At 67.9% G+C, this 25,908-nt stretch carries 20 protein-coding genes and 1 pseudogene; 19 read left to right on the top strand and 2 right to left on the bottom strand.

The genetic code is table 11. From position 1 onward, the window contains the following. The first annotated feature begins 407 nt into the window (after positions 1 to 407). The 3 genes and pseudogenes from AC1RQF_RS27805 to AC1RQF_RS27795 all read left to right on the top strand — a co-directional run bounded on the left by AC1RQF_RS27805 (position 408) and on the right by AC1RQF_RS27795 (position 4,551). Positions 408 to 1,194, top strand: a pseudogene (locus AC1RQF_RS27805) (transposase). A gap of 176 nt (positions 1,195 to 1,370) precedes the next feature. Beyond that, positions 1,371 to 2,537, top strand: coding sequence for an alpha/beta hydrolase family protein (locus AC1RQF_RS27800; RefSeq protein ID WP_492873416.1), 1,167 nt, complete (start codon positions 1,371 to 1,373; stop codon positions 2,535 to 2,537). 214 nt (positions 2,538 to 2,751) lie between these two features. Beyond that, on the top strand, positions 2,752 to 4,551 hold the full coding sequence (locus AC1RQF_RS27795; protein WP_492873415.1) for a methyl-accepting chemotaxis protein: 1,800 nt from the start codon (positions 2,752 to 2,754) through the stop codon (positions 4,549 to 4,551). A gap of 174 nt (positions 4,552 to 4,725) precedes the next feature. On the opposite strand, the gene AC1RQF_RS27790 is transcribed toward AC1RQF_RS27795, so the two are convergent. Further along, positions 4,726 to 4,968 (bottom strand): helix-turn-helix domain-containing protein, encoded by a 243-nt coding sequence (locus AC1RQF_RS27790; RefSeq protein ID WP_273996116.1) that lies wholly within the window; start codon positions 4,966 to 4,968, stop codon positions 4,726 to 4,728. A 154-nt stretch (positions 4,969 to 5,122) separates the two neighbouring features. On the opposite strand from AC1RQF_RS27790, the gene AC1RQF_RS27785 reads away from it, so the two are divergent. The 12 genes from AC1RQF_RS27785 (at position 5,123) to AC1RQF_RS27730 (ending at position 18,098) form a co-directional block, all read left to right on the top strand. Beyond that, positions 5,123 to 5,416: an H-NS histone family protein gene (locus AC1RQF_RS27785; RefSeq protein WP_273996115.1), complete on the top strand. Its 294-nt coding sequence runs from the start codon at positions 5,123 to 5,125 to the stop codon at positions 5,414 to 5,416. 104 nt (positions 5,417 to 5,520) lie between these two features. Next, positions 5,521 to 6,321, top strand: coding sequence for a Crp/Fnr family transcriptional regulator (locus tag AC1RQF_RS27780; protein ID WP_273996114.1), 801 nt, complete (start codon positions 5,521 to 5,523; stop codon positions 6,319 to 6,321). A gap of 103 nt (positions 6,322 to 6,424) precedes the next feature. Beyond that, positions 6,425 to 6,676, top strand: coding sequence for a hypothetical protein (locus AC1RQF_RS27775; protein WP_273996112.1), 252 nt, complete (start codon positions 6,425 to 6,427; stop codon positions 6,674 to 6,676). 585 nt (positions 6,677 to 7,261) lie between these two features. Beyond that, entirely contained in the window at positions 7,262 to 8,203 is a 942-nt protein-coding gene (locus AC1RQF_RS27770; protein WP_273996111.1) for a TauD/TfdA dioxygenase family protein, read from the top strand. A 36-nt stretch (positions 8,204 to 8,239) separates the two neighbouring features. Next, on the top strand, positions 8,240 to 9,316 hold the full coding sequence (locus AC1RQF_RS27765; protein ID WP_492873414.1) for an ABC transporter substrate-binding protein: 1,077 nt from the start codon (positions 8,240 to 8,242) through the stop codon (positions 9,314 to 9,316). A gap of 10 nt (positions 9,317 to 9,326) precedes the next feature. Continuing rightward, the gene (locus AC1RQF_RS27760; protein WP_492873413.1) at positions 9,327 to 11,690 is read left to right on the top strand and encodes a TonB-dependent receptor; all 2,364 of its coding nucleotides are present in this window, start codon (positions 9,327 to 9,329) and stop codon (positions 11,688 to 11,690) included. Between the two features lie 16 nt (positions 11,691 to 11,706). Beyond that, positions 11,707 to 13,362, top strand: a complete 1,656-nt coding sequence (locus tag AC1RQF_RS27755; RefSeq protein ID WP_273996110.1) for an ABC transporter permease — start codon at positions 11,707 to 11,709, stop codon at positions 13,360 to 13,362. Positions 13,363 to 13,419: 57 nt separating this feature from the next. Continuing rightward, entirely contained in the window at positions 13,420 to 15,066 is a 1,647-nt protein-coding gene (locus AC1RQF_RS27750) for an arylsulfatase (RefSeq protein ID WP_492873412.1), read from the top strand. Between the two features lie 43 nt (positions 15,067 to 15,109). Beyond that, positions 15,110 to 15,940 carry a TonB family protein gene (locus AC1RQF_RS27745; RefSeq protein WP_492873411.1) on the top strand — a complete coding sequence of 277 codons (831 nt, stop codon included), beginning with the start codon at positions 15,110 to 15,112 and terminating at the stop codon, positions 15,938 to 15,940. Positions 15,941 to 15,967: 27 nt separating this feature from the next. Further along, the gene (locus AC1RQF_RS27740; protein WP_492873410.1) at positions 15,968 to 16,819 is read left to right on the top strand and encodes a MotA/TolQ/ExbB proton channel family protein; all 852 of its coding nucleotides are present in this window, start codon (positions 15,968 to 15,970) and stop codon (positions 16,817 to 16,819) included. A 1-nt stretch (position 16,820) separates the two neighbouring features. Next, the gene (locus tag AC1RQF_RS27735) at positions 16,821 to 17,252 is read left to right on the top strand and encodes an ExbD/TolR family protein (RefSeq protein WP_273996106.1); all 432 of its coding nucleotides are present in this window, start codon (positions 16,821 to 16,823) and stop codon (positions 17,250 to 17,252) included. Positions 17,253 to 17,282: 30 nt separating this feature from the next. Beyond that, positions 17,283 to 18,098 (top strand): ABC transporter ATP-binding protein, encoded by an 816-nt coding sequence (locus AC1RQF_RS27730; RefSeq protein ID WP_273996105.1) that lies wholly within the window; start codon positions 17,283 to 17,285, stop codon positions 18,096 to 18,098. A 182-nt stretch (positions 18,099 to 18,280) separates the two neighbouring features. Here the strand turns inward: AC1RQF_RS27730 and AC1RQF_RS27725 are convergent, their stop codons facing one another. Next, complete coding sequence (locus tag AC1RQF_RS27725) at positions 18,281 to 19,054, bottom strand: AraC family transcriptional regulator (protein ID WP_273996104.1); 774 nt, start codon at positions 19,052 to 19,054, stop codon at positions 18,281 to 18,283. A gap of 68 nt (positions 19,055 to 19,122) precedes the next feature. Here AC1RQF_RS27725 and AC1RQF_RS27720 point away from each other — a divergent pair, with 68 nt between their 5' ends. From AC1RQF_RS27720 to AC1RQF_RS27705, 4 genes are all read left to right on the top strand, one after another. After that, a complete protein-coding gene (locus tag AC1RQF_RS27720; RefSeq protein WP_492873409.1) occupies positions 19,123 to 20,634 on the top strand; it encodes an efflux transporter outer membrane subunit in 1,512 nt (503 codons plus the stop codon). A gap of 72 nt (positions 20,635 to 20,706) precedes the next feature. Next, positions 20,707 to 21,825, top strand: coding sequence for an HlyD family secretion protein (locus AC1RQF_RS27715; RefSeq protein WP_492873408.1), 1,119 nt, complete (start codon positions 20,707 to 20,709; stop codon positions 21,823 to 21,825). Continuing rightward, positions 21,822 to 23,405, top strand: a complete 1,584-nt coding sequence (locus tag AC1RQF_RS27710; protein WP_492873407.1) for a DHA2 family efflux MFS transporter permease subunit — start codon at positions 21,822 to 21,824, stop codon at positions 23,403 to 23,405. The genes AC1RQF_RS27715 and AC1RQF_RS27710 overlap by 4 nt, the downstream gene beginning before the upstream one ends. 1,562 nt (positions 23,406 to 24,967) lie before the next feature. After that, the gene (locus AC1RQF_RS27705; protein ID WP_492873406.1) at positions 24,968 to 25,888 is read left to right on the top strand and encodes a type VI secretion system protein TssA; all 921 of its coding nucleotides are present in this window, start codon (positions 24,968 to 24,970) and stop codon (positions 25,886 to 25,888) included. Positions 25,889 to 25,908 lie beyond the last annotated feature (20 nt).

The raw sequence follows: 25,908 nt of genomic DNA, 5'->3' as shown, positions 1-25,908 counted from the left end.
GCACCGCGTAAGGGATGCCGCATCAACAGATTGACTTGCCGATGCGGCATCGTCATTAGCGCATCGAGAGGTTCGGACAACGTCAGCTTCGCGAGGCTTGCCATCCCATGTACGTAACCTCTCCGATACACCTTAGCAATGTTAACGACGGGTATCTCGCAAAATTTCATATCAATCTGAATTGATCCAGAGGAATACTCAATCCCGGAAAATATCGGCGAAAGGAGAGGGCGCGCCGATGGATTTTTGTATAAAAAGTGAAATTGAATACAGAATTAAAATAAAAATAAATCCGTCGCCATTTCTGAGGCAAAGATGCCAACCTTGGCGCATTTCGGCGGTCTTGGCCTGCTGCCCGCGTTTAGGGGGTGTGATGAACTTGGCCGCTGGTCGGACGAGACGTCGGGATGCAAACCCGCAAGCCTTATCGGAGCGATGCAAGCGACGAACAACGGTCGTTCGTCGTGGCGTATCTGGCGCTGGTGCGAGAAGGCGGTGAACAATGCCGCCACGCGCTTCACGAGGTATTCAATGCGCCGCGCTGGTAGTTCCGAAGCGGCGCGCCGCGGCGCATGTCGCCTATTGACCTGCTCTCGTGGGAAGCACTCTGTCAACCGACGCAGCGCTGGAGGCGAGCGGGTTGTTTCGAGGCGATCGTGCATGGCCTGCGAGAACTGTCGAGCGCGTGCGATGAGGGCAAAGCGCAACCCGGCGCCATGATCCGGGACAGCCGCACATTGCAATCGACACCGGAATCCGGCTCGCACGCCGCAAGGGTTCGAAAGTGCATCTGGCGGTTGATACTCCGGGTCGGTTGCCGGCGCGGCAAGTGGCACCGGCCCATGAGCAGGATCGCGCGCAGGTCGAGCAATTGGCCCATGCGGGACAGGAATCGACCGGCCGGAGGTTGACGCTTGCGTATCTGGATCAGGGCGATACCAGCGAAGCGACTCGTCAGGCTGCACAAAGCCGCTGCATCGAATGGAGGGGGCAAGCACACCGAGGCCATACGTGGTTTCGTGTTGCTGCCCGGACGCCCGGGTGGCCGAGCGCCGCTTCGCACGGGCCGCGCGCCTTTGACGCCTCGCGCGCGGCGATGAACGGTTGCCTCACACGCTGGCCGGATTCCATGTCCTCGCCTTCGCTTGTCTGATGCGGCCCAAAATCATCGACTTCATTCATATGGGTTCATGACAGGCGCCAGGCGTCGGGCGCTTGCGTGCCGCGCGCGACGTCGCATTGGAGTTGCGACCTGGCGGGCCGCCAGTCGCACCTTGCGCGCCGCGCGCGCGACGTAGCATGATGCGGCGTTGGCCCGGGCGGCCGTGCTGCGCCGCCCGGTTTTCTGTCGGTTGACTGTAAGGCGGATCATGGAACGGGCGCGAGCGGGATGGCGCGCGGCGGCCTGCGTGCTGTCGTGCGTGGTGATGTGCGCGTGGGGGCGGCCCGCCGAGGCGGCCGGCATGCGCGATGAGATCGTCAAGGTCACGAAATCGCACGGCCTGTTCGGCGTGAAGCTGACCGCGCGGATCTACACGCCGCCCGGCGACGGGTCGTTTCCGCTGATCGTGATCAATCACGGCAAGGCGAACGGCAATCCCGCATTCCAGAAGGATCGCGGCTACTACTTCCAGGCGCGTGCGTTCGTGCAGCGCGGCTATGCCGTGATCGTGCCGACCCGGCAGGGCTTCGGCTCCTCCGGCGGCCTCTACGCGGACGGCGGCTGCAATATCGCCGAGACCGGCCGCCTGCAGGCCGACGACATCGAGGCGGCGATCGGCTATGCGAAATCGCTGCCCTATGTCGACGCGGCGCACATCGTCGTGATCGGCCAGTCGCAGGGCGGACTCGCGACGATGGCGCTCGGCGAGCGCAACCTGCCGGGCGTGGTGGGGCTCATCAACATGGCGGGCGGGATGCGGCGCGAGCGCTGCATCGACTGGGAGCGCGCGGATGTCGACGCCTACGCGCAATATGGCGCGAAATCGGAGGCGCCGTCGCTGTGGATGTACGGCGACAACGATTCCTACTGGGGCCAGACGCTGCCGAAGGCGATGCACGACGCCTATGTCGCGGCGGGCGGGCGGGCGGAGTGGGTCGATTACGGCGTATTCGGCAGCGATTCGCACCAGACCTTCGCGTCGCGCAGCGGCATGCCGTTGTGGCTGCCCGCCTATGCGCGTTTCTTCGCCGCGCTGGGGCTGCCGTTCGAGGCGCATAGCCTGCGCGGCGAGGGCGCGGGGGCGGATGGCGCCGGGCCTGCCGGCGCGGGACCGGACGTCGAGGATCTCGACGCGGTGCCCGTGACGGGCGCGGGAAAAGGGCTCTATGCGGCGTTCCTCGACGCCGATCCGCGCGCGCATCGTGCGTTCGCGGTATCGCCCGACGGCCATTGCGGCTACGCGGTCGGCGACGACGCCGCGCGTCTCGCGCTCGCGCATTGCGCGACGCATACGCAGGCCGCCTGCGAACTCTATGCGGTCGATCAACAGGTCGTGTATCGGCACGCGGCGCATGCGGGGGCGAATAGCGAATAACGAATAGCGAATAACGCGGCGCGAAGCGCGCACGGCGAAGCGCGGCGCGCAAGGACACGGCGTGAAAAGTCCGGTGGACGCTTAAATCAGACGAAAGCGACGGGTGCGCGACGGCTCGGGATCCGGACATTGTCCTCAAGAAAAGCGGGGGCGGGCCGTATACAGAGACACCTGTCAATCGGGCGTCCCGCTCCCTACCAAGAGTCGCTGCCACATGTTTTCGTCTATCCGCGCCCGTATCATCGCCGCCAGTGTCGGCATCGTCGTATTCGCACTGGTCATCAGCACCCTGCTCAACTATCTCGTCAGCAAGTCCTACAACGACGAGTCGATCAACCAAAGCCTGATTGCCGTCGCGAACGGCCACGCGGTCGGGATTCGCGACTGGGTCGCATCGAAGAGCCAGATGGTCGCGTCGCTGCAGGACGCGGTGCTGTCGCCGGATCCGCTGCCCGCGCTGAAGCAGGTCGCGGCGGCGGGCGGCTTCACCAACGTTTACGTCGGCTACGCGGACAAAACCGCCAAGTTCTCCGATGCATCCGGCATCCCGCCCGATTACGACCCGACCGGCCGCCCGTGGTATCGGCAAGCGGCCGACGCCGGCAAGCCGATCGTCACGCCGCCCTATGTCGATGTCGGCACCGGCAAGCTGGTGGTCGCGTTCGCCGTGCCGGTGGTGCGCGACGGCGCGGTGAAGGCGGTGGTGTCGGGCGACGTCGCGATGGACAGCGTGATTGCGAACGTGAAGGCGATCCATCCGACGCCCGCGAGCTTCGGGATGCTGATCGACAGCAGCGGCCATATCGTCGCGCATCCGGATTCGAAGCTGACCTTGAAGCCGTTGGCCGATTTCGCGCCGGACCTGAAGAACGTCAATCTCGCCTCGCTGGCGAGCGCCGATGCGCCGCTTGAAGTGAAGGTCGGCGACGAGACCAAGCTGGTTCGCGCGCTGCCGATCACGGGCACCGACTGGTATGCGATCGTCGCGCTCGATCGCGCGGAGGCGACGGCCGGCACGAAGCTGATGCTGACGACCGAGATTGTGTCGATGATCGTGATCGCGGTGCTGGCGTCGCTGATCGTCGGCGCGATCACGGCCACCGCGTTCCGCCGGCTGTCGATGGTGCGTCAGGCGATGGCCGCGATCGGTTCGGGCTCGGGCGACCTGACCCAGCGTCTGCCGGCCGACGGCCGCGACGAAGTCAGCGACATCGCGCGCTCGTTCAACGCCTTCGTCGACAAGCTGCACGACGTGATGGTGCAGATCCGCGACGCGAGCGAATCGGTGCGGACCGCCGCGAACGAGATCGCGGCCGGCAACCTCGACCTGTCGTCGCGCACTGAGTCGGCGGCGGCAAGCCTGGAGCAGACGGCTGCCTCGATGGAGGAGATCACCGCGACGGTCGGCCAGTCGGCGAGCGCGGCGGGGCAGGCCGATGAGCGCGCGGCGGCGGCGTCGAAGATCGCGTCGCACGGCGGCGTGGTGGTGGCGGACGTGATCGCGACGATGGAGAAGATCGAAGGGGCGTCGAGCCGCATCGGCGACATCATCGGCGTGATCGACGGCATCGCATTCCAGACCAACATCCTCGCGCTGAACGCGGCCGTCGAAGCGGCGCGCGCGGGCGAGCAGGGCCGCGGTTTCGCGGTGGTCGCGGCGGAGGTGCGCAGCCTCGCGCAGCGCAGCGCGCAGGCGGCCCGCGAGGTGAAGGTGCTGGTCGAATCGACGGTCGAGAGCGTGGGGGCGGGATCGAGCCAGGTGCGCCAGGCCGGGCAGACGATGAACGAGATCGTGACCAACGTCTCGAACGTGACGACCATCATCTCGGAGATCACGCACGCGGCGAACGAGCAGACGCGCGGCATCCAGGAAGTCAACCGCGCGGTCACGCAGCTCGACGAGATGGTCCAGCAGAATGCGGCGCTCGTCGAACAGTCGACCGCGGCGGCGGCCGCGCTCCAGACCCAGGCCAATGCGCTGGCCACGACGGTGGGCCAGTTCCGCGTCGCCTGATCCGGCGATCGCGCGCGGCGTCCCGGGCGGGCGCCGCGCATTCAACGGCATTTCAAAAGTAATTGGTATCAGGTATGCCAAAAAATAAACCTGAAGTCGGTAATGATCCTTTGGCTGATCCGCAACGAAATTCATATTGAAATTCGGTTGAGTATTGTTTCATTTCATGTGAGCTCAACCGCCTGCATCCATTAACTCGAGGACGGCGTCGCCGGGTGCCACGCCGCAATGGCGGCACCAGTCCAGATAGAACAGGATGTCGACGTAGCGTTCGCCACGTTCGATCTTGGATAGATAGGATTGGTCGATCCGCAGGCGCTCCGCGAGCTGCGTCTGGGTCAGGCCGGCTGCTCTCCTCAGCGCCCGCAGGTGGGTGCGGAGGATGACATAGCGAGGATGGTGAATGGACGGGAGCATGGGCGAATGCTCCCTGCTGAATCAAAATAGGCCACATTGGCCTATTTCGGATATGATAACTGAATCCTGACCGCGGAATAAAAATCATTCAAACAACAGGCATGGTTTTGATGCTCGCGGGCCGGGGTTGTCGGATTCATACGGGGAATGGGTAATGGCAACATACAAGGAATTGCTCGCCAGACTGAATGATTTGACGCGGCAGGCGAGAGTAGCGAGGGATGCGGAGCTGCAAGCCGTGGTCACCGAAATTCGGCAAAAAATCGCCGACTACGGGCTGACGCAGCGTGATCTGTTTCCGCCCCGCCTGGGGCGGCCGAAGAAGGACGAGCAGCGCCCGAAGCCGCGCTACCGCGATCCGAAGACGGGCGCCACCTGGACGGGCCGGGGCCGCGCGCCCGCCTGGATCGTCGGGCAGGAGCGGGAGCGCTTCCTGATCGACGAGTGACCGGGCGCGGGTGATAAGCACATAAAAAAGAAGTCTTTTACGCGGGCGCGGAACGCTGGTTAGATCGGACGGATTGTCCCTACGCGCAACGTGCCGGCGTCTCCATGAGCGTATTCACCGAAGCAGTCCTGCCCGCTCGCAGCGGCGCGCCCGCGCGCGCGGCCCTGCCGTTCACGCCGTACCGCGACGGCCGTTCGCTCGACCCGGGCACGCGCCGCGCGATCCATGCGGCCTTCACGGCCAATCCCTGCCTGCGCGACTGGCCCGCGCACTCGATCGATGCGCTGTGCGATACCGGGCGGCTGCGCACCTGGATGCCGGGCGAGCTGATCTTCGCGCGCGACGCGCCCTGCGACGATATCCAGGTGGTGCTGTCGGGCGCGATCGAGATGAGCTGGACGAGCGCGTCCGGCGCGCGCGCGGTCGCCGTGTACATGTGGGCGAACGAGGTCATCAATTTCATCCCCGTGATCGACGGCGGCGGTTCGATGCACGACCAGCGCGCGCATGGTCCGACCACGCTGTTCCATATCTCCCGCGCCGCGCTGTTCGAGCAGTTCGCGCGCGAGCCGCGCCTGATGCGCGGCGTGCTCGACCTGATCTGCATGCGCAGCCGCGCGCTGCACCGGCGCATCGGCAAGCGCGCGCTGTCGGGGTTCCGCGCGCGGCTCGCCGATCAGCTGCTCGTGCTCGCGGAGTGGCATGGGCAGGCGACGCCGCGCGGCATCGAGCTGACGATCCGGCTGTCGCAGGAGGATCTCGCGTCGCTGCTGGTGGCGTCGCGGCAGAGCGTGAACAAGGAAGTGCGCCGGCTCGTGCAGCAGCGCGTGATCGACGCGCAGTACAGCCGGATCACGATTCTCGATCTGGAGGCGTTGCGGGCGATCAGCGAGCGGGACGAGTAGCAGGCCGGCCGGGGAGGGGCGTTTCGCAGGCCATTTCCGCACGCCATCCTTCTATTGTGTCCGCTGCGTCCGGCGCGACTCGGCGATGCCGATGGGACGGCTCATGTCGCGCGCGTTGCCCGCTCCGCCACCGTTCGATCCGCTCGGGAATCCTGCGTCGAAGGCGGCGCTCGCGTTCGACGGCGCGGCCTGGGACGGTCGTCGTCCCGTGTCGAGCGCGCTGAAACCCGCGTCGTCCCGGCGTATCGTTCTGATCCCGTTCCTGCCCGCATGCGTGGCGATTGGCGAGGCCGCCGCACGGGTCCGCCTGCGCATGAGCGCCGCCATCCGATACATGCCCCGCTTGACGGCTTGACGGCGATCGATGTCGTCGCGCGGGCGGGGCGCGCGAGCAAGGAACGCACGGCAGCCGGCCTCCTGGTCGGCTTGCGCCTGCTTCTCCAGCCTTGAACGGTGCGCGGGCGCGCAGGCGGTCTCCCGGATCTTTCTCCATGATGCCGCGACGATGGGCGAAAGCGCAGGTTGAACGCGGCCGCCGTCCGGCGACCCGCGCACTCACGATTTCAGCGGCGCGGCCCGTTCCGCCCCAGCGCACGAATCCCGCTGAGGTTTGCACGCCGTCCGCCATAACGGTATGCCAACATCTTCTGTCAAATGTCCAACGCGCGATAGATTCGGCGCGTCCGGTCCGCCAATAATGCATTCCAACACCTGATCCAGACCGGACTCCCGACGTGCCGAACGCCTTCATCCCGTTGCCTGCCCCGATCCGCGCGCCGCACACGCCGCGACACGGTCGCCGCTGTCGCTGAGCCTTCGCGCTCGCCGTCCGGCGCCGCCGCGCCGGTCTCTCTCGATCCGTTCCGTTCCATGTTCGTCCTGCGCGCCATCGCGGCGCGCCGGCCTTGTGCCGTCCTTCACTCATAGAGGAATCCGCATCATGACCACGCTCAGCCTTGCCGCCTCGAATTCGCTCGACATCCATCCGGTCACCGGCCGCATCGGCGCCGAGATCCGCGGCGTCCGCTTGTCCGGCGATCTCGAACAGACGACGCTCGACGCGATCCGCGCCGCGCTGCTCAAGCACAAGGTGATTTTTTTCCGCGCCCAGACGCATCTCGACGACGTCGGGCAGGAAGCCTTCGCGAAGCGCCTGGGAGATCCCATCGCGCATCCGACCGTGCCGGTCGTCGACGGCACCGCGTATCTGCTGGAACTCGATTCGCATCGCGGCGGCCGCGCGAATTCGTGGCACACCGATGTGACCTTCGTCGACGCCTATCCGCAGGCGTCGATCCTGCGCGGCGTGACGATTCCCGAGGTCGGCGGCGACACCGTGTGGGCCAATACGGCGAGCGCCTACGACGATCTGCCGCCGCCGCTGAAGGCGCTCGCCGACACCTTGTGGGCGGTGCACAGCAACGAATACGACTATGCGACCCATGCGCGCGTGGGCGAGGCCGGGCGCGATGCCGAGGCGCTCAAGCGCTACCGCGAGGTGTTCGTGTCGACCCGCTACGAGACCGAGCATCCGGTCGTGCGCGTGCATCCGGAAACCGGCGAGAAGACGCTGATCCTCGGCCACTTCCTCAAGCATTTCGTCGGCGTGACGCCGAGCGGCTCCGCGCATCTGTTCGAACTGCTGCAAGGCTACGTGACGCGCCTCGAAAACATCGTGCGCTGGCGTTGGCAGGCGGGCGACGTCGCGATCTGGGACAACCGCGCGACCCAGCACTACGCGGTCAATGACTACGGCGATGCGCATCGCGTGGTGCGCCGCGTGACGCTCGCGGGCGATGTGCCGGTCAGCGTCGACGGCCGCCGCAGCGTGACCCGCTTGCGCGAGCCGAACCCGGCCGCCGTCGCGACGAAAGCCGCCTGAGCGGCGTTTTTCCACCCCATCGGAGCGCACGACACCATGAAGCTCTTTTCCAGATGGCTCAGGCCGCTCGCGCTGCTGGCGCTCGCCTGGACGCTCACCGTCCCGGGCGCGGCCGCCGCGCAGACAGTCATCCGCATCGCGGTGCCCGACGTCAGCGCGGGGCCGAAGCCCGCGGGCGGCGGCATCGTCGACGTGATCTACGTCCAGAAGCTGCTCGACAAGGCCTTCGCGAACCGCGGCGTCGAGGTGCGCTGGACGCACTTCAAGGGCGCGGGCCCCGCGATCAACGAGGCCTTCGCGAACGGCCAGGTCGATCTCGCGTTCCTCGGCGATCTGGCCGGCGTGATCGGCCGCGCGAACGGCCTCGACACCCGCTTGATCGCCGCGCTCGCGCGCGACGTCAACGGCTTCCTGGCGGTCGCGCCCGGCTCCGGCGTGAGCGATCTGCGCGCGCTGAAGGGGCGGCAGGTCGGCGTGTTTCGCGGCACCGCGCTGCAACTGTCGTTCGACAGCGTGTTGCAGTCCGAGGGCCTGAGCGAGCGCGATTTCCGGGTCGTCAATCTCGATCCGAACGCGGCCGCCGCCGCGCTCGCGGCGCGCCGCGTCGATGCGGTGTGGGGCTCGGCGGGCGTGTTCGTGCTGCGCGACAAGGGGCTCGCCGAGGTGCCCGTCAGCACCCGCGAGCGCAAGGGCGTCGGCACGCTGAAGGCGGGGCTCGTCGCGTCCGGCGCGTTCCTGCGCGCCCATCCCGACCTCGCGCGGACGGTCGTGAAGACCGTGCTGGAGGCGTCGCAGTGGCTGTCCGACAAGCGCAATCTCGACGCCTACATCGCACTGGAACAGCAGCAGGCGAACCTGCCGCCGACCGTGTGGCGCAACGAGCTGGCGCTCGCGGACCCGGCGGTGGTGTTCTCGCCGCTGCTGGATCGCTATTTCGTCGAGGCGTTCAAGCGCGACGTGCGCACCGCGAAGGAGCAGGGGTTGATCCGCCGCACGTTCGACGTCGATCAGTGGATCGATCGCAGCTACCTGGACGCGGCGCTGCGCGAGCTGAACCTGACGGGCCGCTGGCAGGCCTACCAGGCATACGGACAGGCCGACAAGGCGCTTTGACGGGCATTCGATGAAACGCAACACACGACAATTCCAACTGACGCTGATGGCGGCCGCGTGGCTGCCCATCACGGGGGCGTGGGCGCAGGACGCGGCCACGACGCCGGCCGCGCCCGCGCAAGCGGCGTCCGGCGCGCCACCGGCGGCGAGCGAGCCGCCGCCGGTGGCGCTGAAAGAAGTGGTGGTGACCGCGCGCCGCAGAAAGGAAAACGCGCAGCAGGTGCCCGCGCCGATCTCGACGGTGAGCGGCGACGATCTCGAACTGCAGCGCAATTACCGCGTGCAGGATCTGCAGAACGTGCTGCCGAGCACCAACGTCGCGTTTATCCACGCGCGGCAGTCGAGCATCTCGATCCGCGGTCTCGGCAACAATCCCGCGAGCGACGGCCTGGAAGGCAGCGTCGGCGTCTACCTCGACAATGTCTATCTCGGTCGGCCGGGCATGGCGGTGTTCGATGCGTTCGACATCGACCAGCTCGAACTGCTGCGCGGCCCGCAGGGGACGCTGTTCGGCAAGAACAGCACGGCCGGCATCATCAACATCACGACCCGCAAGCCGACCTTCCGGACCGAGGCCTCGCTCGAACAGTCGATCGGTCAGCGCGGCTATGTGCAGAACAAGGCCGTGCTGTCCGGCCCGGTGTCCGACACGCTCGCGGGGCGGCTCGTGCTGTACCGCACGCACGATGACGGCGACGTGAGGAACCTCTACACGGGCGGCCGGCTGAACGGCGGCACGCGCGAGGGCGGGCGCGGCGAGTTGCTGTTCAAGCCGTCCGGCGACCTGAGCGTGCGCGTGATCGCCGACTACCACCGCGAGGATTCGAGCTACGGCACCACCGTGCTGTACGGACTCGGGCCGACCATCAACGGCTACAACCAGTTCCTGGGCCGCGCGGCGTCGATCGGCGCGACGCCCGTCACGAATCCGGCGCTGTACCAGGTCAACCTCGACAGCCGCCAGCACGTGAGCGTGCACCAGGGCGGGCTATCGACCGAGGTCAACTACACGTTGCCGAGCGGCCATGTGCTGACCTCGATCAGCGCCCTGCGGTTCTGGAACTTCGAGCCGGCCAACGACGACAACCTGAACAAGCCGGTGATCTACAACACCGGCGTGTCGGTCAACGATCATCAACTGAGCCAGGAATTCCGGCTCGCGTCGCCGTCGGGCGGCCGCGTCGACTACGTGCTGGGCGCGTACTACTTCCATCAGCGCGTCAGCAACAACACCTTCACGCTGTACGGCCCGTATGCGGACGCGATGATCCTCGGCCGCAACCTCGGCGCGCTCGACAACATGGTGTCGAACGCGCCCGCGACGATGACGACCGACAGCTTCGCGCTGTTCGCGCAGGGCACCTGGCACCTGAGCCCGCGCGCGGACCTGACGGCGGGGATCCGCGGCACCTACGAGACGAAAGCGGCGAACGTCACGCGCGAGGCGCCCGTCGGGCCGGCCGCGCCGTCGGCGGCCGCGCTCGCGACCCGCAACGGCGTGATCGGCCAGTACGCGTCGGGCGACCTGAATCTGTACAACGCGAGCCCGTCCGCACTGCTGAATTTTGCCTACAAGCTCGCGCCGAACGTGCTCGGCTACGCGACGCTGTCGCACGGCGAGAAGTCGGGCGGCGTGAACCTGTCGGTGTCGTCGGCGCCGTCGCAGGGCGCGCAGTCGCTCGTGGTCGGGCCGGAGCGCGCGAACAACGCAGAGATCGGCGTCAAGAGCGAGTTCTTCGAGCGCCGCCTGATGGTGAACGCGAACCTGTTCTGGACCCAGGTCAACGGCTATCAGGCGACCAGCCTCGTCGCGACGCCGACGGGCGTGGTGTCGGTGCTGTCGAACGCGGCCAATGTCCGCAGCCGCGGCGCGGAGCTGGACCTGCGCGCGATGCCGGCGCGCAACCTCGTGTTCGGGCTCAACGCGTCCTACGTGGACGCCACGTACTCGTCGTACAACAACGCGCCGTGCCCGGCCGAGGTGTCGATCCCGAACCCTCGCGCGACCTGCAGCCTGACCGGCCGCCCGGTGGCGGGCGCGCCGCGCTGGATCGTCAACCTGAACGCGCAATACCAGTTCCGGCTGCACCACGACATCGACCAGTACCTCGCCGCGCAGTACTCGTTGCGCTCGAACCAATACGGCACGCTCGACGATTCGCGCGACGGCCGCCTGCCCGGCTACGGCGTGCTCAACCTGACGACCGGCTGGCGCCTCGCGACCGGGCGGCATCAATGGGACCTGTCGCTGTGGGTGCGCAACCTGCTCGACAAGCGCTACTACCTCGCCTCGTTCGCGAGCTACAACGGCGCCTACACGGCGTCGGTCGGCGACGAGCGGATGTTCGGCGCGACGCTGCGCTACGACTTCTGACCCGGGAGAGCCCGTCATGAGATCGAGCCGTTCCGTTTCCTCCGCATGGCCGCTGGCCGGCGCACCGGCCGCGTCGCGCCGCACCGGGGCATTCAGCGCGCGCACGCTGCAGCGCGCCGCGGGCCGCCGCGCCCGCGCCGGGCGCTGGCGCGCGCTGTCCGGCGCGGCGCTGCCGGTGCTGATCGGCGCGCTCTGGTGGTACGCGACGCAGCGCCAGTGGATGTCGCCGCAGATCCTGCCCGCGCCGGGGCTGGTGTGGCGCACCGCGCTGGAGCTGGCGGCCGACAACCTGTTCGCCCAGCTTGCGACGAGCCTGGCGCGGCTCGCGAGCGGGTTCGCGGCGGGCGTGCTTGGCGGGGCGCTGCTCGGCGCGTGGATGGGCGCGTCGCGGCGCGTCGACCGCGCACTCGCGCCGCTGTTCTATGCGCTCGCGCAGATTCCGACGCTCGCGTGGCTGCCGCTGCTGATGGTGGTGCTCGGCATCGGCGAGGCGCTGAAGATCGCGCTGATCTTCAAGGCCGTGCTGGTGCCGGTCGCGATCCATACCCAGCTCGGCGTGCGCGGGGTGCCGCCGCGTCTGCGCGAGATCGCGGCCGTCGCGCGCCTGTCGCGCGGCGCGACGCTGCGCCGGCTGATCGTGCCCGCCGCGCTGCCGCCGTTCATGACCGGGCTGCGCATCGCGCTCGCGCAGGGCTGGCTCACGCTGATCGCGGTCGAACTGCTCGCGTCGTCCGAGGGGATCGGCTACCTGATGGTGTGGGGTCGGCAGATGTTCCAGCTCGACATCGTGTTCGTCTGCATCGCCGTGATCGGCCTGACCGGCTTCGCGATGGACCACGCGCTCGGGCGGATCGAGCATCGCCTCGTCTACTGGCCGCGCGGCGCGCTCGCCGAGCATCCGCGCGCGGCGCGGCGGGGCGCGTTCGCCGCGCTCCAGGGGGCATGGCTGCCGCTCGCGCTGTTCGCGGCGTGGGCGGTCGCGTCGCGGGCCGGCTGGGTCGACGCGCGGCTCCTGCCCGCGCCGCGCACGGTGCTCCTGAGCGCATGGCGCGATCTGGCGAGCGGCGCGCTGCCGGTGCCGCTCACGCACACCTTGCTGCGCGCAGCCGAGGGGCTCGCGCTCGGCGTCGCGGCAGGCGTGCTGCTCGGCCTCGCGCTGGGCCTGAGCGGACCGTTGCGCCGTCTGGCGGGACCGACGCTCGCGGCGCTGCGGCAGGTCGCGATCTTCGCGTGGATTCCGCTGCTGACCGCCTGGGCGGGCATCGAGGATCTGTCGAAAGTGATCTTCGTCGCGCTGGCGGCGTTCTTTCCGATGCTGGTCGCCGCGACGCGCGCGGTCGAGGGCCAGTCGCCTCAGCTGGCCGAGGTGGCGCGCGCGCTGCGCCTCTCGGGCGGGCAGCGGCTGCGCCTGCTGGTGTGGCCGCAGATCGCGCCGGGCCTGTTCGCCGGGCTGCGGCTCGCGCTCGTCTATGCGTGGCTCGGCGCGATCGGCGCGGAGTACTTCATGCCGTCCGGCGTCGGCATCGGCAGCTTCATGCTCGACGCGCAACAGCTGTTCCGCATGGATCGGCTGCTCAGCGCGGCCGTGGTGGTCGGCGCGCTGGGCGCGACGTTCGGCTGGCTTGGCGGCCGGCTGGAGGCCGCCGCGACCCGTTGGCGGGGGCCGCGTTGAGCGCGCCGTCGTCGCATCGTATTTCATTTTCTGTTTCGTTCACTGACCAGGAATGCCATGACTGAGCCTGTTTCGCGCCGCACGCCGGCGTCCCGACCGAACTTTCTCGTGATCGTCGCGGACGATCTCGGCTTTTCCGATCTCGGCGCGTTCGGCGGCGAGATCGCCACGCCGAACCTCGACGCGCTCGCCTATGCGGGCGTGCGCTTCACCGATTTCCACACCGCCTCGGCCTGCTCGCCGACCCGCTCGATGCTGCTCACGGGCACCGATCATCACGTGGCCGGGATCGGCACGATGGCCGAGGCCCTGTCGCCCGCGCTGCAAGGCAAGCCCGGCTACGAGGGCTACCTGAACGACCGCGTGGTCGCGCTGCCGGAACTGCTGCGCGACGCCGGCTATTTCACGACGATGGCGGGCAAGTGGCACCTGGGCCTGACACTCGACCGCGCGCCGGCCGCGCGCGGCTTCGAGCGCTCGTTCGCGCTGCTGCCGGGCGCGGCCAATCACTATGGGTTCGAGCCGGTCGAGGCCGACGCCGAGCAACCGCGCCTGATGCGCAGCACGCGTTCGCTGTATGTCGAGGACGACGCCTTCGTCGGCGCGCTGCCCGACGACTTCTACTCGTCCGACAGTTTCGCGGACAAGCTGCTCCAGTACCTCGGCGAGCGCCCGGACGACGGCCGCCCGTTCTTCGCGTACCTGCCGTTCTCCGCGCCGCACTGGCCGCTGCAGGCGCCCGCCGAGGTGGTCGAACGCTATCGCGGCCGCTATGCGGACGGCCCCGACGCGCTGCGCGAAACGCGGCTCGAACGGCAGCGCGCGCTGGGGCTGCTCGACGCGGACGTCGACGCGCACCCGGTGGTGGCGCGCAATCCCGAGTGGGCGGCGCTCACGCCCGACGAGCGCGCGTTTTCGGCGCGCACCATGGAGGTGTACGCGGGGATGGTCGAGCGGCTCGACTGGAACGTCGGGCGGGTGATCGACTACCTGAAGGCGAACGGCGAGTTCGACAACACCTTCGTGCTGTTTCTGTCGGACAACGGCGCGGAAGGCGCGCTGCTCGAAGCGCTGCCGGTGTTCGGGCCGAATCTCCAACAGTTCCTGCGCGACTACTACGACAACCGCCTCGACAATGTCGGGCGCGCCAATTCCTACGTGTGGTACGGCCCGCGCTGGGCGCAGGCGGCCACCGCGCCGTCGCGCCTCTACAAGGCGTTCACGACCGAGGGCGGGATTCGCGTGGTCGCGTTCGCGCACTATCCGCCGTTCGCGCGGCGCGCGATCAGCGATGCGTTCTCGACCGTGATGGACGTGGTGCCGACCGTGCTGGAACTCGCGGGCGTCGCGCATCCGGGTCGCGCGTATCGCGGGCGCGAGGTCGAGGCGCCGAAGGGGGCGTCGCTGGTCGCGCATCTGCGCGGCGAGGCGCAGCAGGTGCACGACGCCGAGCATGTGACGGGCTGGGAATTGTTCGGCATGCGCGCGGTGCGGCAGGGCGACTGGAAGGCGGTGTTCATTCCGGAGCCGGTCGGCCCCGGCGCGTGGCAGCTGTACGACCTCGGGCGCGATCCGGGCGAAACCCGCGATCTCGCGGACGCGGAGCCCGCGCGTCTCGATGCGCTGCTCGCGCACTGGGAGCGCTATGTGATCGACAACGGCGTCCAGGACGGCGCGCAGCGCGTGTTCGCGCAGGACGCGTGACGGCGGACCTTGGGCGGACTCGACGCTTCCAACGGAGGATCTCGTGACGACATTCGCAGGGTTCGGCGCGCCGCGTGCGAACAGGCAGGTCTCGCCCGTCGGCCGGCCGGTGAGGAGCTGTGCGGGCACGGCAATCTCGATCGCGCTGCATGGCGCGGCGCTCGGAGCGTTGTGGTTCGCCTCCGCGCAGCCGGGCCCGCCGCCGCGCGAGCGCACCATCGCGCTGACGTTCGCGCCGCCGGAGCCGGCCAGGCCGCCGGTCGCACTGGCCGCGCCGTCGCCGGTTGTGCAGCCGCAAGCCAGGCGCGCGCCTGTCGCGGCGCCGTCGCATCGCGTTGGCGCTGCGCAGGCGCAAGCGCAAGCGCAAGCGCAAGCGCAAGCGCAAGCGCAAGCGCAAGCGCAAGCGCAAGCGCAAGCGCAAGCGCAAGCAAAGACCGTTGCGCCCGCAACCTCGTCGCCCGCATCCATCGCGCCGTCGTCAGCCGCGCCGGTCGGCGCGGCCACGAGCGCGGCGACGCCGGCCGAAGCGCCCGCCGCACCGCCCGCCACGCGTTCAGTGCCCCACACGCTCGGGATGGCGGGCATCCCGAGCGATTACGTGACGAAGGTGTTCGAGCGCGTCAATCGCTACGCAGCCGACAGCTATCCCCGCGCCGCGCGGCTGCGCCGCGAGGAAGGGCGCGTGGCCTACCGCCTCGCGCTCGACGCCGACGGCCGCGTGCAGCGCGTCGATATCACGCCGTCCGGCAACGACGATCTCGACGCCGCGGCGCGCGAGGCGATCAAGGCCGCCGCACCCTTTCCGAAACCGCCCGATCTCGGCGCGAGCGCCTACTTGCTGGCCGGCGTGATCGTCTACCAACTGACCGACTGAAACCGTTCATTCAACAGGAGAATCGCGATGCAACCGATCCAAGTTGCCGCTCATGTGTCGCCGCTGCAGCTGTTCGCGCAGGCGGATCTGCTCGTCAAAGCCATCATGGTGCTGCTCGCGCTGGCCTCGGTGGCCAGCTGGGGCGTGATCGCTGACAAGCTATGGCGCTTTCACGCGTTGCAGCGCCGCGCCGCGCGCTGGCTCGCCGCGCTGCACGCGGGCGAACCGCTGGTCGCGCTCGCTCGCCTGCTGGAGGCGAGTCCCGACGATCCGTTCGCGCGCGTCTATCGCGCGCTCGCGGCCGAATGGCGCGAGACCTGGCGGCAGGGGCTCGAACACGGCGCGTCCGGCCGCGACAGCCTGAAAGAGCGGCTCGCACGCGTCGGCGCGATTGCGCGCGGGGTGGAAATCGAACACCTGCAACGCGGCTTGCCGGTGCTCGCGACGGTCGGCTCGGTCGCGCCGTTCGTCGGGCTGTTCGGCACGGTGTGGGGGATCATCAACGCATTCCAGGGGATCGCGGCGACCAACAACACGAGCCTCGCGGTGGTCGTGCCCGGCATCGCGGAGGCGCTGTTCGCCACCGCGCTCGGGCTGGTCGCGGCGATTCCCGCCGTGGTCGCGTACAACCGCGCGTCGGGCGACCTGAACGCCTATGCGAACCGGCTCGACACGCTGACCGGACTCGTCGAGGTGCGGCTGTCGCGCCAGCTGGAGGCGGGCGACGCGGCGATCGACGCCGAGCCGCTCGAACCTGCGCCGGCGCGCGATGGCGGTGCGGCCGTCGCGGCGGCACCGGCGGCGTCTGCGCCGGCGCGCCCGGCCGGTCGCGAGGCGGGCCTGCCGATCGGCGTGCAGGCCGCGACGGGAGGGGCGTGACATGGCCGCGCGGCTCCCCGCGACATCGCATGCGCGCGGCGGCGCGGCGCCCGTCAGCGAGATCAACGTCACGCCGTTCGTCGACGTGATGCTGGTGCTGCTGATCGTGTTCATGGTGGCGGCGCCATTGATGGCGCAGGGCGTGAAGGTCGACTTGCCGCAGGCGCAGGCGCCCGCGCTGAACGAGGATCGTCCGCCGCTCGCGGTGAGCCTCGACCGCGACGGCCGGGTGTTCGTCGGCAAGACCGAAGTGTCCGCCGCGCAGCTCGTGCCCACGCTCGCGCGCGAAGCCGGCGGCGATGCATCGCGGCGCATCGAGATCCGCGGCGACAAGGGCCTGCCTTATGGGCGCGTGATCGAGGCGATGGGCGAAATCCACGCGGCCGGCTACGCCCGGATCGCGCTCGTGTCCGAACCGGCCGGCGCGCGCTGAGCGGGCGCGATCATGAACCAGGAGATCGTCATGCATGAAGCACATCCCGCCGTCGCGCTGCGCGACGTCGGCAAGACTTTCGAGGTGGGCGGGCGGCCGCACGAGGCGATTCGCGGCTTTTCGCTCGATATCGCCGACGGCGAGTTCGTCGCGATCGTCGGCGCGAGCGGCTGCGGGAAATCGACGCTGCTGCGCCTGCTCGCGGGCCTCGATACCGATTACGCGGGCGAGATCCGCGTCGATGGCCGGCGCATCGACGGGATCGGGGCGGAACGCGGCATCGTGTTCCAGGAGCCTCGGCTGTTTCCGTGGCTGTCGGTCGCGCGCAACGTCGGGCTCGGCCTCGCCGCGCAGGGACTGCGGCGCGACGAGGCGGCGCGGCGTGTCGCGGAGGCGGTCCGGCTCGTCGGCCTGCAAGGCTTCGAGGATGCGCTGCCGCACCAGTTGTCGGGCGGCATGGCGCAGCGGGTCGCGATCGCGCGCGGGCTGGTCGCGAGCCCGCGCATCCTGATGCTCGACGAGCCGTTCGGCGCGCTCGACGCGCTGACCCGCCAGCAGTTGCAGCGCGAATTGCTGGCGATCCGCGAGCGCGAGCGGATCACGACGCTGCTCGTCACGCACGATGTCGACGAGGCCGTGTTTCTCGCCGATCGGATCGTGGTGATGCAGGCGGGGCCGGGACGCATCGCGGAGATCGTCGAGGTGACGCTGCCGCGTCCGCGCGAGCGGCTCAGCCATGACTTCCACCGGATCGGCGAGGCCTTGACCGCCGCGTTGCTCAACGAGCCTGGGGCGGCGGCGCGTGGGCCTGCGCATACCTTGGCGTTGGATGCATTCGCGTGGTGAGGCGGTGAGGGCGGCGCGTTGAGCGAAGGCGGCACAGGTATGGCGCTCACTGGATCGGCGAGGCTATGCGACACGTTGCTCAACGAGCCCTGGGGTGGGGCTACGCAGGCCTGCGCGCACCTTGGCGCTCGATGCATTCGCGTGATGACGCGGTGAGGGCGGTACGCGGTACAGCCTGCCGCTCAGCGGGACCGGAAATACTCGCTGGGCGCGACCCCGAGCGTGCGGCGGAACATCGCCGCGAATGCGCTGGGGCTGTCGTAGCCATGCTCGAGCGCGAGCGTGAGGATCGACACGCCGGCCGCGAGGCGCGGCAGGCTCAGCAGGAGCCGCGCATGGCGGCACCATGCGCCGTGCGTCATGCCGGTCTCGCGCTTGAACGCGCGGGAGAAGGTGCGCGTGTTCATGTGCGCGGCGTCGGCCCATTCCACGAGCGCCGTCGACGCCGCCGGCGCGGCGATGAAGCGCGTGCACAGCGCGGCCAGCACCGGGTGGCGCGGCATCGGCACGTGCAGCGACAGCGGTGGGGCGATCTCGATCTCGTCGAGGATCAGCGCGAGGATCCGGCCCGCGCGGTGCGTGGGGTCGCAGTCGGCCGCGAGCGCGCCGGCCGTCACGATCAGTTCGCGCAGCAGCGTGCTCACCGCGATCACCCGGCAGGCGTCGGGCAGGCCGGCGCGCGCGCGCGGGCCGACGAACACGGTGCGCATCCGCACCGCGTCGGCGGCGTCGATCGCATGCGAGACGCCGGGCGGCACCCAGACCGCGCGGCCTGTCGGCACGACCCAGCGGCCACCGTCCGCGTGCACCACCATCACGCCCGAGATCGCGTGGATCAACTGACCGTGACGATGCGCATGCGGCGGATACGAGGTGCCCGCAGGCGTGTCGGACGCGACCACGGCGACCTGCCGGTCCGTTTCCTGTTGCTCGAGTGAGAGAAAGAAACTGTCCATTTCGCGACGATGAATGCGTAGTGCGCGGGAGATCAACCTGGGGGCGCAACCTTACCATGAACGCCATCATGGGTTCGATTCCGAAGGTTCAGATGATTCGCGATGTGTCTTCGCTTGGCTTGCGCCATCCGTCACGCCGCCGCCGCGCGGCGCGCATCGCCAGCGCCGCCGCGCTCGTGGCCGCGCTGGCCGGCTGCGCGGTCGATGCGCCGCCCGGGCCGCGCTCGCTCACGGCGGCATCGGCCGCTGCCGCTTCGTTCGACGCCATGTCCGGCGCGCCCATTTCGGCCGATACGCCCGCCGATGCATGGTGGCGGCTCTACGACGATCCGGTGCTCGACCGGCTGGTGCATGACGCGCTGACCGCGAACCTCGACCTGAAAGTGGCGGCCGCGAATGTCGCGCGGGCGCGCTCGCTGCTCGCGCAAGCGGATGCCGCGCGCCTGCCGGACACCACGCTCGGGTTCGGCGTCGACTACGGCCAGCATGCGCCTGACCAGATCGTCGCCGCCGCGCGCGGACAGTCGGCCGCCGACACCCGCTGGGGCTACGCGCCGTCGTTCGCGCTGTCGTGGGAGGTCGATCTGTGGGGGCGGGTCCGGAACCTGAGCGCCGCCGCGCGCGCCGACGCCGACGCCGCGCGCGCGGCGTCGGATGCGATGCGGGTCGCGGTGGCGGCCGATACGGCGGCGGCTTATACGCGGGTGTGCGCATACGGCGAACGGATCGGTGTGGCCGAGCGCTCGCTCGCGGTGGCCGAGCGGGTCGCTGGTCTGACCGGCAGGCAGCGGGCGCGCGGGCTCGTGTCGGGGATGGCGCTGGCGCGCGCCCGGAGCTTCGCCGACGAGACCCGCGCGGTGCTGCCGGCGCTGCGCGGCGAGCGGCAGGCGGCGCTCTACGAGCTGGCGGTGCTGACCGGCCGGCCGCCCGCCGCGTTTCCGCCCGATGCGGCCCGCTGCGTGACGACGCCGACGCTGGCCCGGCCGTTCCCGGTCGGCGACGGCGCGCTGCTGCTGCGACGCCGGCCCGATCTGCGCGAATCCGAACAGCGGCTCGCGGCGGCCCGCGCGCGGGTCGGCGTCGCGCGCGCGGCGCAGTATCCGTCGATCGTGCTCGGCGGGTCGGTCGACCTGCTGTCGACCACGGGCGGCCCCACGTCGCTCGGCGATCCCTATGCATTGAGCTGGGGCGTCGGGCCGTTGATCCGCTGGCGCTTTCCGAATCGTGCCGCGAGCCGCGCCCAGCTCGGCGCGGCGCGCGCCGACAGCGTCGCCGCCGATGCGGCGTTCGACGCGCGCGTGCTGCTCGCGCTGCGCGAGGTCGAGCAGGCGCTCGCGCAGTACGGCGCGGCATGGTCGCGGCGCGGCGCGCTGGCCGAGGCGCGCGAGGCCGGCGCCCGCGCGTTCCGGCTCGCCGAGCTGAACTACCGCGCGGGCGCGCTCGACTTCCTCGACGTGCTCGACGCCGAGCGCAGCCTCGTCGCGCTGGACGCCGAGCTGGCCGCGTCGAGCCAGACGGTGGCGGCCGATCAGGTGGCGCTGTTCCGCGCGCTCGGCGGCGGCTGGCAGGCGCAGCCGTAACGGCCGTCGTCACCGTCATTCCAGCCGGCGCACGGGCGCCGGTCCGATTTCCTTCCGATACCGTCATCGATCATGAGTACGACTGTCGCACCCGAACGCGCCGCGCGCGCGTCCAAACGAAACTGGATCATCGCCGGCGCGGCCGGCCTGATGCTGGCTGCCGTCGCCTACGGTACGCACTGGTGGCGCGTGGGCCGCTTCATCGAGTACACCGACGACGCCTACGTGCGCGCCGACGTGGTGACGGTCAGCCCGCGCGTCGCGGGCTATGTCGCGCGCGTCGCGGTGGACGACAACCAGCCGGTGCGACGCGGCGACGTACTGGCGACGCTCGACGATCGCGACTATCGCGCGAAGGCGGTCCGCGCGCAGGCGGCCGTCGATGCGGCCGCCGCGACGCTGGCGGCGGAGCGCGCGGCGGCCGACACGCTCGACGCGCAACTGGGCCAGCAGCGCGGCCTGATCGAACAGGCGGGTGCGGAGACGGCCGCCGCGCAGGCGGAAGCCGTACGGCGCGACGCCGACGCGCGCCGCTACCAGGCCCTGCACGACGAGGACGCGGCGAGCAGCCAGCGCTGGGAACAGGCGCGCGCCGATGCGTTGAAGGCGCGTGCGGACTTGTTGCGGACGCAGGCCGGGCAGCGCGTGCAGCGCGACGAGCAGACGGTGCTGCGCAAGCGCCGCGACCAGCGCGCGGCGGCGATCGCGCAGGCCGAGGCGCAACTGGTCTCCGCCCGCGCGGCGCTGAGCCTTGCGCAGCTGGACCTGGAGCACACGGTGATCCGCGCGGTGCGTGACGGCGTAATCGGGCAGCGCACGGTGCGACCGGGGCAGTACGTGGAAACCGGCATGCCGCTGCTCGCGCTGGTGCCGCTGCGCGAGGTGTATGTCGTCGCGAACTTCAAGGAAACGCAGTTGGGCGCGATGCGGGTCGGCCAGCCGGTCGAAGTGGACGTCGACACCTATGCGGGCCACGCGCTGCGCGGAACCGTGGCGAGCCTGTCGCCGGGCTCGGGCGCGGAGTTCGCGCTGCTGCCGCCGGACAATGCGACCGGCAATTTCACGAAGATCGTGCAGCGGATCCCGGTGAAGATCCGGCTCGACCGGACGGCGGGTGAGCTTGGGCTGCGCGCGGGAATGTCCGTGACTGCGCGCGTCGACACGCGCGTCGCGTCGGGCGGTGGCGCATGAGCGCGGCGGGGACGGACGCGCGCGCCGAGACGGTCTCGGTCCGGGCCTGGGTGGCCGTGCTGGGCGGCGTATTCGGCTGCTTCATGGCCGGCATGAACGTGCATGTGACGAACGCGTCGCTGCCGGATATCCGCGGCTCGCTCGGCGCGAGTTTCGAGGAGGGCTCGTGGATCACGACCGCCTATCTGGTCGCGGAGATCATCGTGATCCCGCTGACCGGCTGGCTCGTGTCGGTGTTCTCGGCGCGGCGCGTGCTGCTCGTGGGGGCGTCGGGGTTCCTGGTGTTCTCGCTCGCATGCTCGGTCGCGCCGTCGATCTCGACGATGATCGCCGCGCGTGCGCTGCAGGGCGCGTTCGGCGGGGTGCTGATCCCGCTGTCGTTTCAGCTGATCGTGAGCGAACTGCCGCCGTCGCGCCATCCGTTCGGGATGGCGCTGTTCTCGATCGCGAACAACGTCGCGCAGGCGGCCGGGCCATCGCTCGGCGGCTGGCTCACCGACATGTATTCGTGGCGCTGGATCTTCTATTTGCAGATTCCGCCCGCGCTCGCGCTGATCGCGGCGATCGGCTGGGCGATCCGGCCGGTGCCGCTCGAACTGGGACGTTTGCGGCGTGCCGACTGGTTCGGCATCGCGACCATGGCGCTCGGTTTGAGCACCTTGCAGATCGTGCTGGAAGAGGGCGGCCGCAAGGACTGGTTCGCGTCGGAGCAGATCGTCGTCCTGTCGGTGGTCGCGGCGCTCGGGCTCGCCGCGTTCGTCGCGATCGAGCTGCGGCGCGCGGAGCCGTTCATCAACCTGCGTCTACTGGGTCGTTACAACTTCGGGATCGCGAGCCTCATGCAGTTTCTGTTCGGCGCGGTGGTGTTCGGCGTGGTGTTCCTCGTGCCCAACTACTTTGCCCAGTTGCACGGCTACAGCGCGCGCGACATCGGCATGACGATGATTCCGTATGGCCTCGTGCAGTTCGCGATGTCGTTTGCCACGCCGCCGCTGATGCGGCGCACGAGCCCGCGCGTGCTGATCATCCTCGGCTTCGCGTGCGTCGCGCTCGGCTGCCTGATGAACATCCATCTCGATGCGGACGCCGCCGCGAACGTGATTGTTCCGTCGCTGATCGTGCGTGGAGTCGGCCAGACTTTCGTCGTGATCGCGCTGGGCGTGATGGCGGTCGAGGGTATCGAGAAAAACCAGATCGGCTCGGCGGCCGGCGTGTTCAACATGGTGCGCAATGTCGGCGGAGCGATCGGCATCGCGATCGCGAGCCAGATCGTGGTGGAGCGCCAGAAGCTGCACGCAATGCGGATCGGAGAATGGGTGTCGTCTTACGCGGGTGCGTTCCAGGAGCGCATGGCGCTGCTGGAGCGTGTGCTGTCGGGCCGGCACCTGCCGCGCGCGGACGCGCTGCCCGGCGCGGCGACGCACGGGTTGCGCGAGGCGGCGCTGGGTCTCATCAATCAACGCGTGATGCGCGAGGCCTTGCTGATGGCCTACAGCGATACGTTCCTGATCGCCGGCGCGGCGATGGTCGTTTGCACGCTCGCGGCGTTCTTGTTGCGATCGAGGCGGCGGACAGCATGACGCGAATTGGATTAAATTGCTTCGGTATCCTTTTAATAAACGAGAATGGGCGCACGTGCTACCGGAGGCGAATGGGCAGCGTTCGATCTCGCAAGCCCATCAGTCGCCGCGCCGCGCTTCCTTGTCGAAGTCGTAAGATGCGATGTTGACTAGTACGCGTACGACAGCGATGCATCGATACGGATTCTTGATTGTCTGATTGATAAAGCGAGTACGTATTGATACGCGCGCTCGGATCAAAGATGCAGGTAATAAGGTCTGCTTTATATAAAGGCGAAGTGCTTCGATGGATCAATGCATGTCTATCCATCAGTGTGAGAAGAGTAGGGTGTTTGTTCCTGTCTTGGTTAATTGATGTGGAGTGCAAAGCATATGAACGAAGAGGGATCGGATTTGCAGGATGGTTCGAGTGATGGCGTGCGTGAAAATTAAATTACCGGATGGTCGGTATATTCAGCATCGACGATCGCTGATTCGTAGAGGTGATGGGGGGATTGAGGGGGTAAATGTTGCTTATAACTACCGGGGAGTGAATATTTTTCCGGTTCAGATGTTTATTATTCGCCTTCGGTTGTTTATGAAAAATCAAACCTGCCGATTTGGTAGGTAATATAAGAAATATTGATGTTTGAAAACTGAACTATCTTGACAATTGTATCCTATGGAACCGGTTCTATTCAGAATTGGAACCGGTTGCGAGCCCGGTGCAGGTGCGATTGGAGTAGTTATTCGAAACAAAACACGGGAATCGACATTGATTTTTTGCGCTTGCCATGGGGGTGGCGAGCGCTTATATTTACACCATGAAATGAATGATTCTTTGGCTTGGCTTGATTTGTTGGAGATGCAGTTGTCCATGGATGGATCGATCATGCTGCCGCATGACTGAGATGCATATGCAATAGAGTCATTGGCTGACGCGAAAGATCTCGCAGTCTTGTCGACTGCGATGGTTAATCGCGTCTGTATTAGGCCGATGTCCCATGCTTATAAAGCGGTGATGGCGTTGCAGGGGGCGTCTGGCAGCAAATAACAACTCGAATACGAGCGGCTCGTGGCGATATGCGTGCGTCTCCTATCGGTTTATTGCCTCTGGTTTATATGACGATGCTCATTGTGCAGCTTTGTGATTGCTTCGTCGTTGCGCCAGGCAACCCGATTCGGAGTCTCTTGGGCTCACGGATTGGAATATAGGCATGTTTATGCCATCCGTCAAACTTTGTTTGATGGTGTTTGATTCGCGTCAAAATAACTTGAATGGACGGGGCTTGGAAGACGCCTCTGATCGCGATGCGACAGGGGTTGGCGAGCTTATTAGTCCAGGGGCGCGGACCTCCTAAAAAACAATGACCTGATTTAAAACGGGGACTCGCATACGCAAGGCGGGCCGTCGTCGTTCGCGCATTGAATGTGTCGTGCGCGATTCGGCCGGGCGCGCGTGCGGCAAGCGTCGAGGTGTTGACGCCGTTTTGGGCGCAGCCGCGCCGATGGCGATGCATTGCAGCAATTGTCCGTACAGTTATAAGTAATCCTACATGATGGATTGAATAATTTCGAGGATCGTGATGAGCGATAGTGCACCAGTGCAATCCATGCAGGCGGCCGATGGGTTGGACTTCGACGAGGACTTCATACGGATCGACGCTGCGGTCTGCGAGTACGACTCAATTGGAAACGCACCGCAGCGAAAAGGCGAGAGCGCGTTTCAGTGGACGTCGATCGAAAAAGCCTGTCTGGGGCTGCTGGCGCGGGCGAAGGATATCCGCGTGGCGATCTGGTACATCCGCGCGTGCATGGCGAGAAGAGGGATTGCCGGGCTGGCCGAGAGTGTGAGGGTGCTGGCCGACATCATGAGCCTGCCGGTCGATGCCATTCATCCGCGCGCGTTGGCGGGTGAGGTGCCCGGAGAAATTCACGCATTGCACCTGGGCTGGATTTCGGGTCATCAGTTCCTGCATCAGTTCGGCTGTGCCTGTTTCGGCGAGACGGATATCTCTTTGAATGCACTGGCGAACGGAGAGGCCGGTGCGATCCTCAATGAACCTGCCAGCAGGACCTCGGCATCGAATTTTTTGCATGAAATTCAGGAATCCTTTGTGAGGATAAGTGAATCAATGCGTGTTGCGGAGCAGCAGGTCGACGTGACGGGCGTCCTGAATCTGCTGAACCTGGCGTTGTCGCGATTAGGCGCGAACGGACCTCCCGCCGCAAACGATGCACTGCCGATCCGCGACGTCGAGCAGGGCCGAGGCGGCGAAGTGTACGAAATTCGAGGCGAGCTGGCAACGAGAAAGGACGTGGAGGCGGCACTCGATCGCATCGTCGAATACTTCCTGCTTCACGAACCGAGCCATCCGGCGCCGATCTTCCTGTCGCGGGTCCGGCGCATGCTGGGCGCGGGCTTCGAGGAGGTCATGGCGGAGCTTTATCCGGAAGGGGCGGCACTGGCAGCCCAGCTAGGGCGCCCGGCAGGGGCCAGGTAATTGGATTTCTTAATTTAGGA

The organism is Burkholderia sp. GW821-FHT14F03, from assembly GCF_058803765.1.
This window is presented reverse-complemented; position numbering and strand designations above follow the sequence as displayed.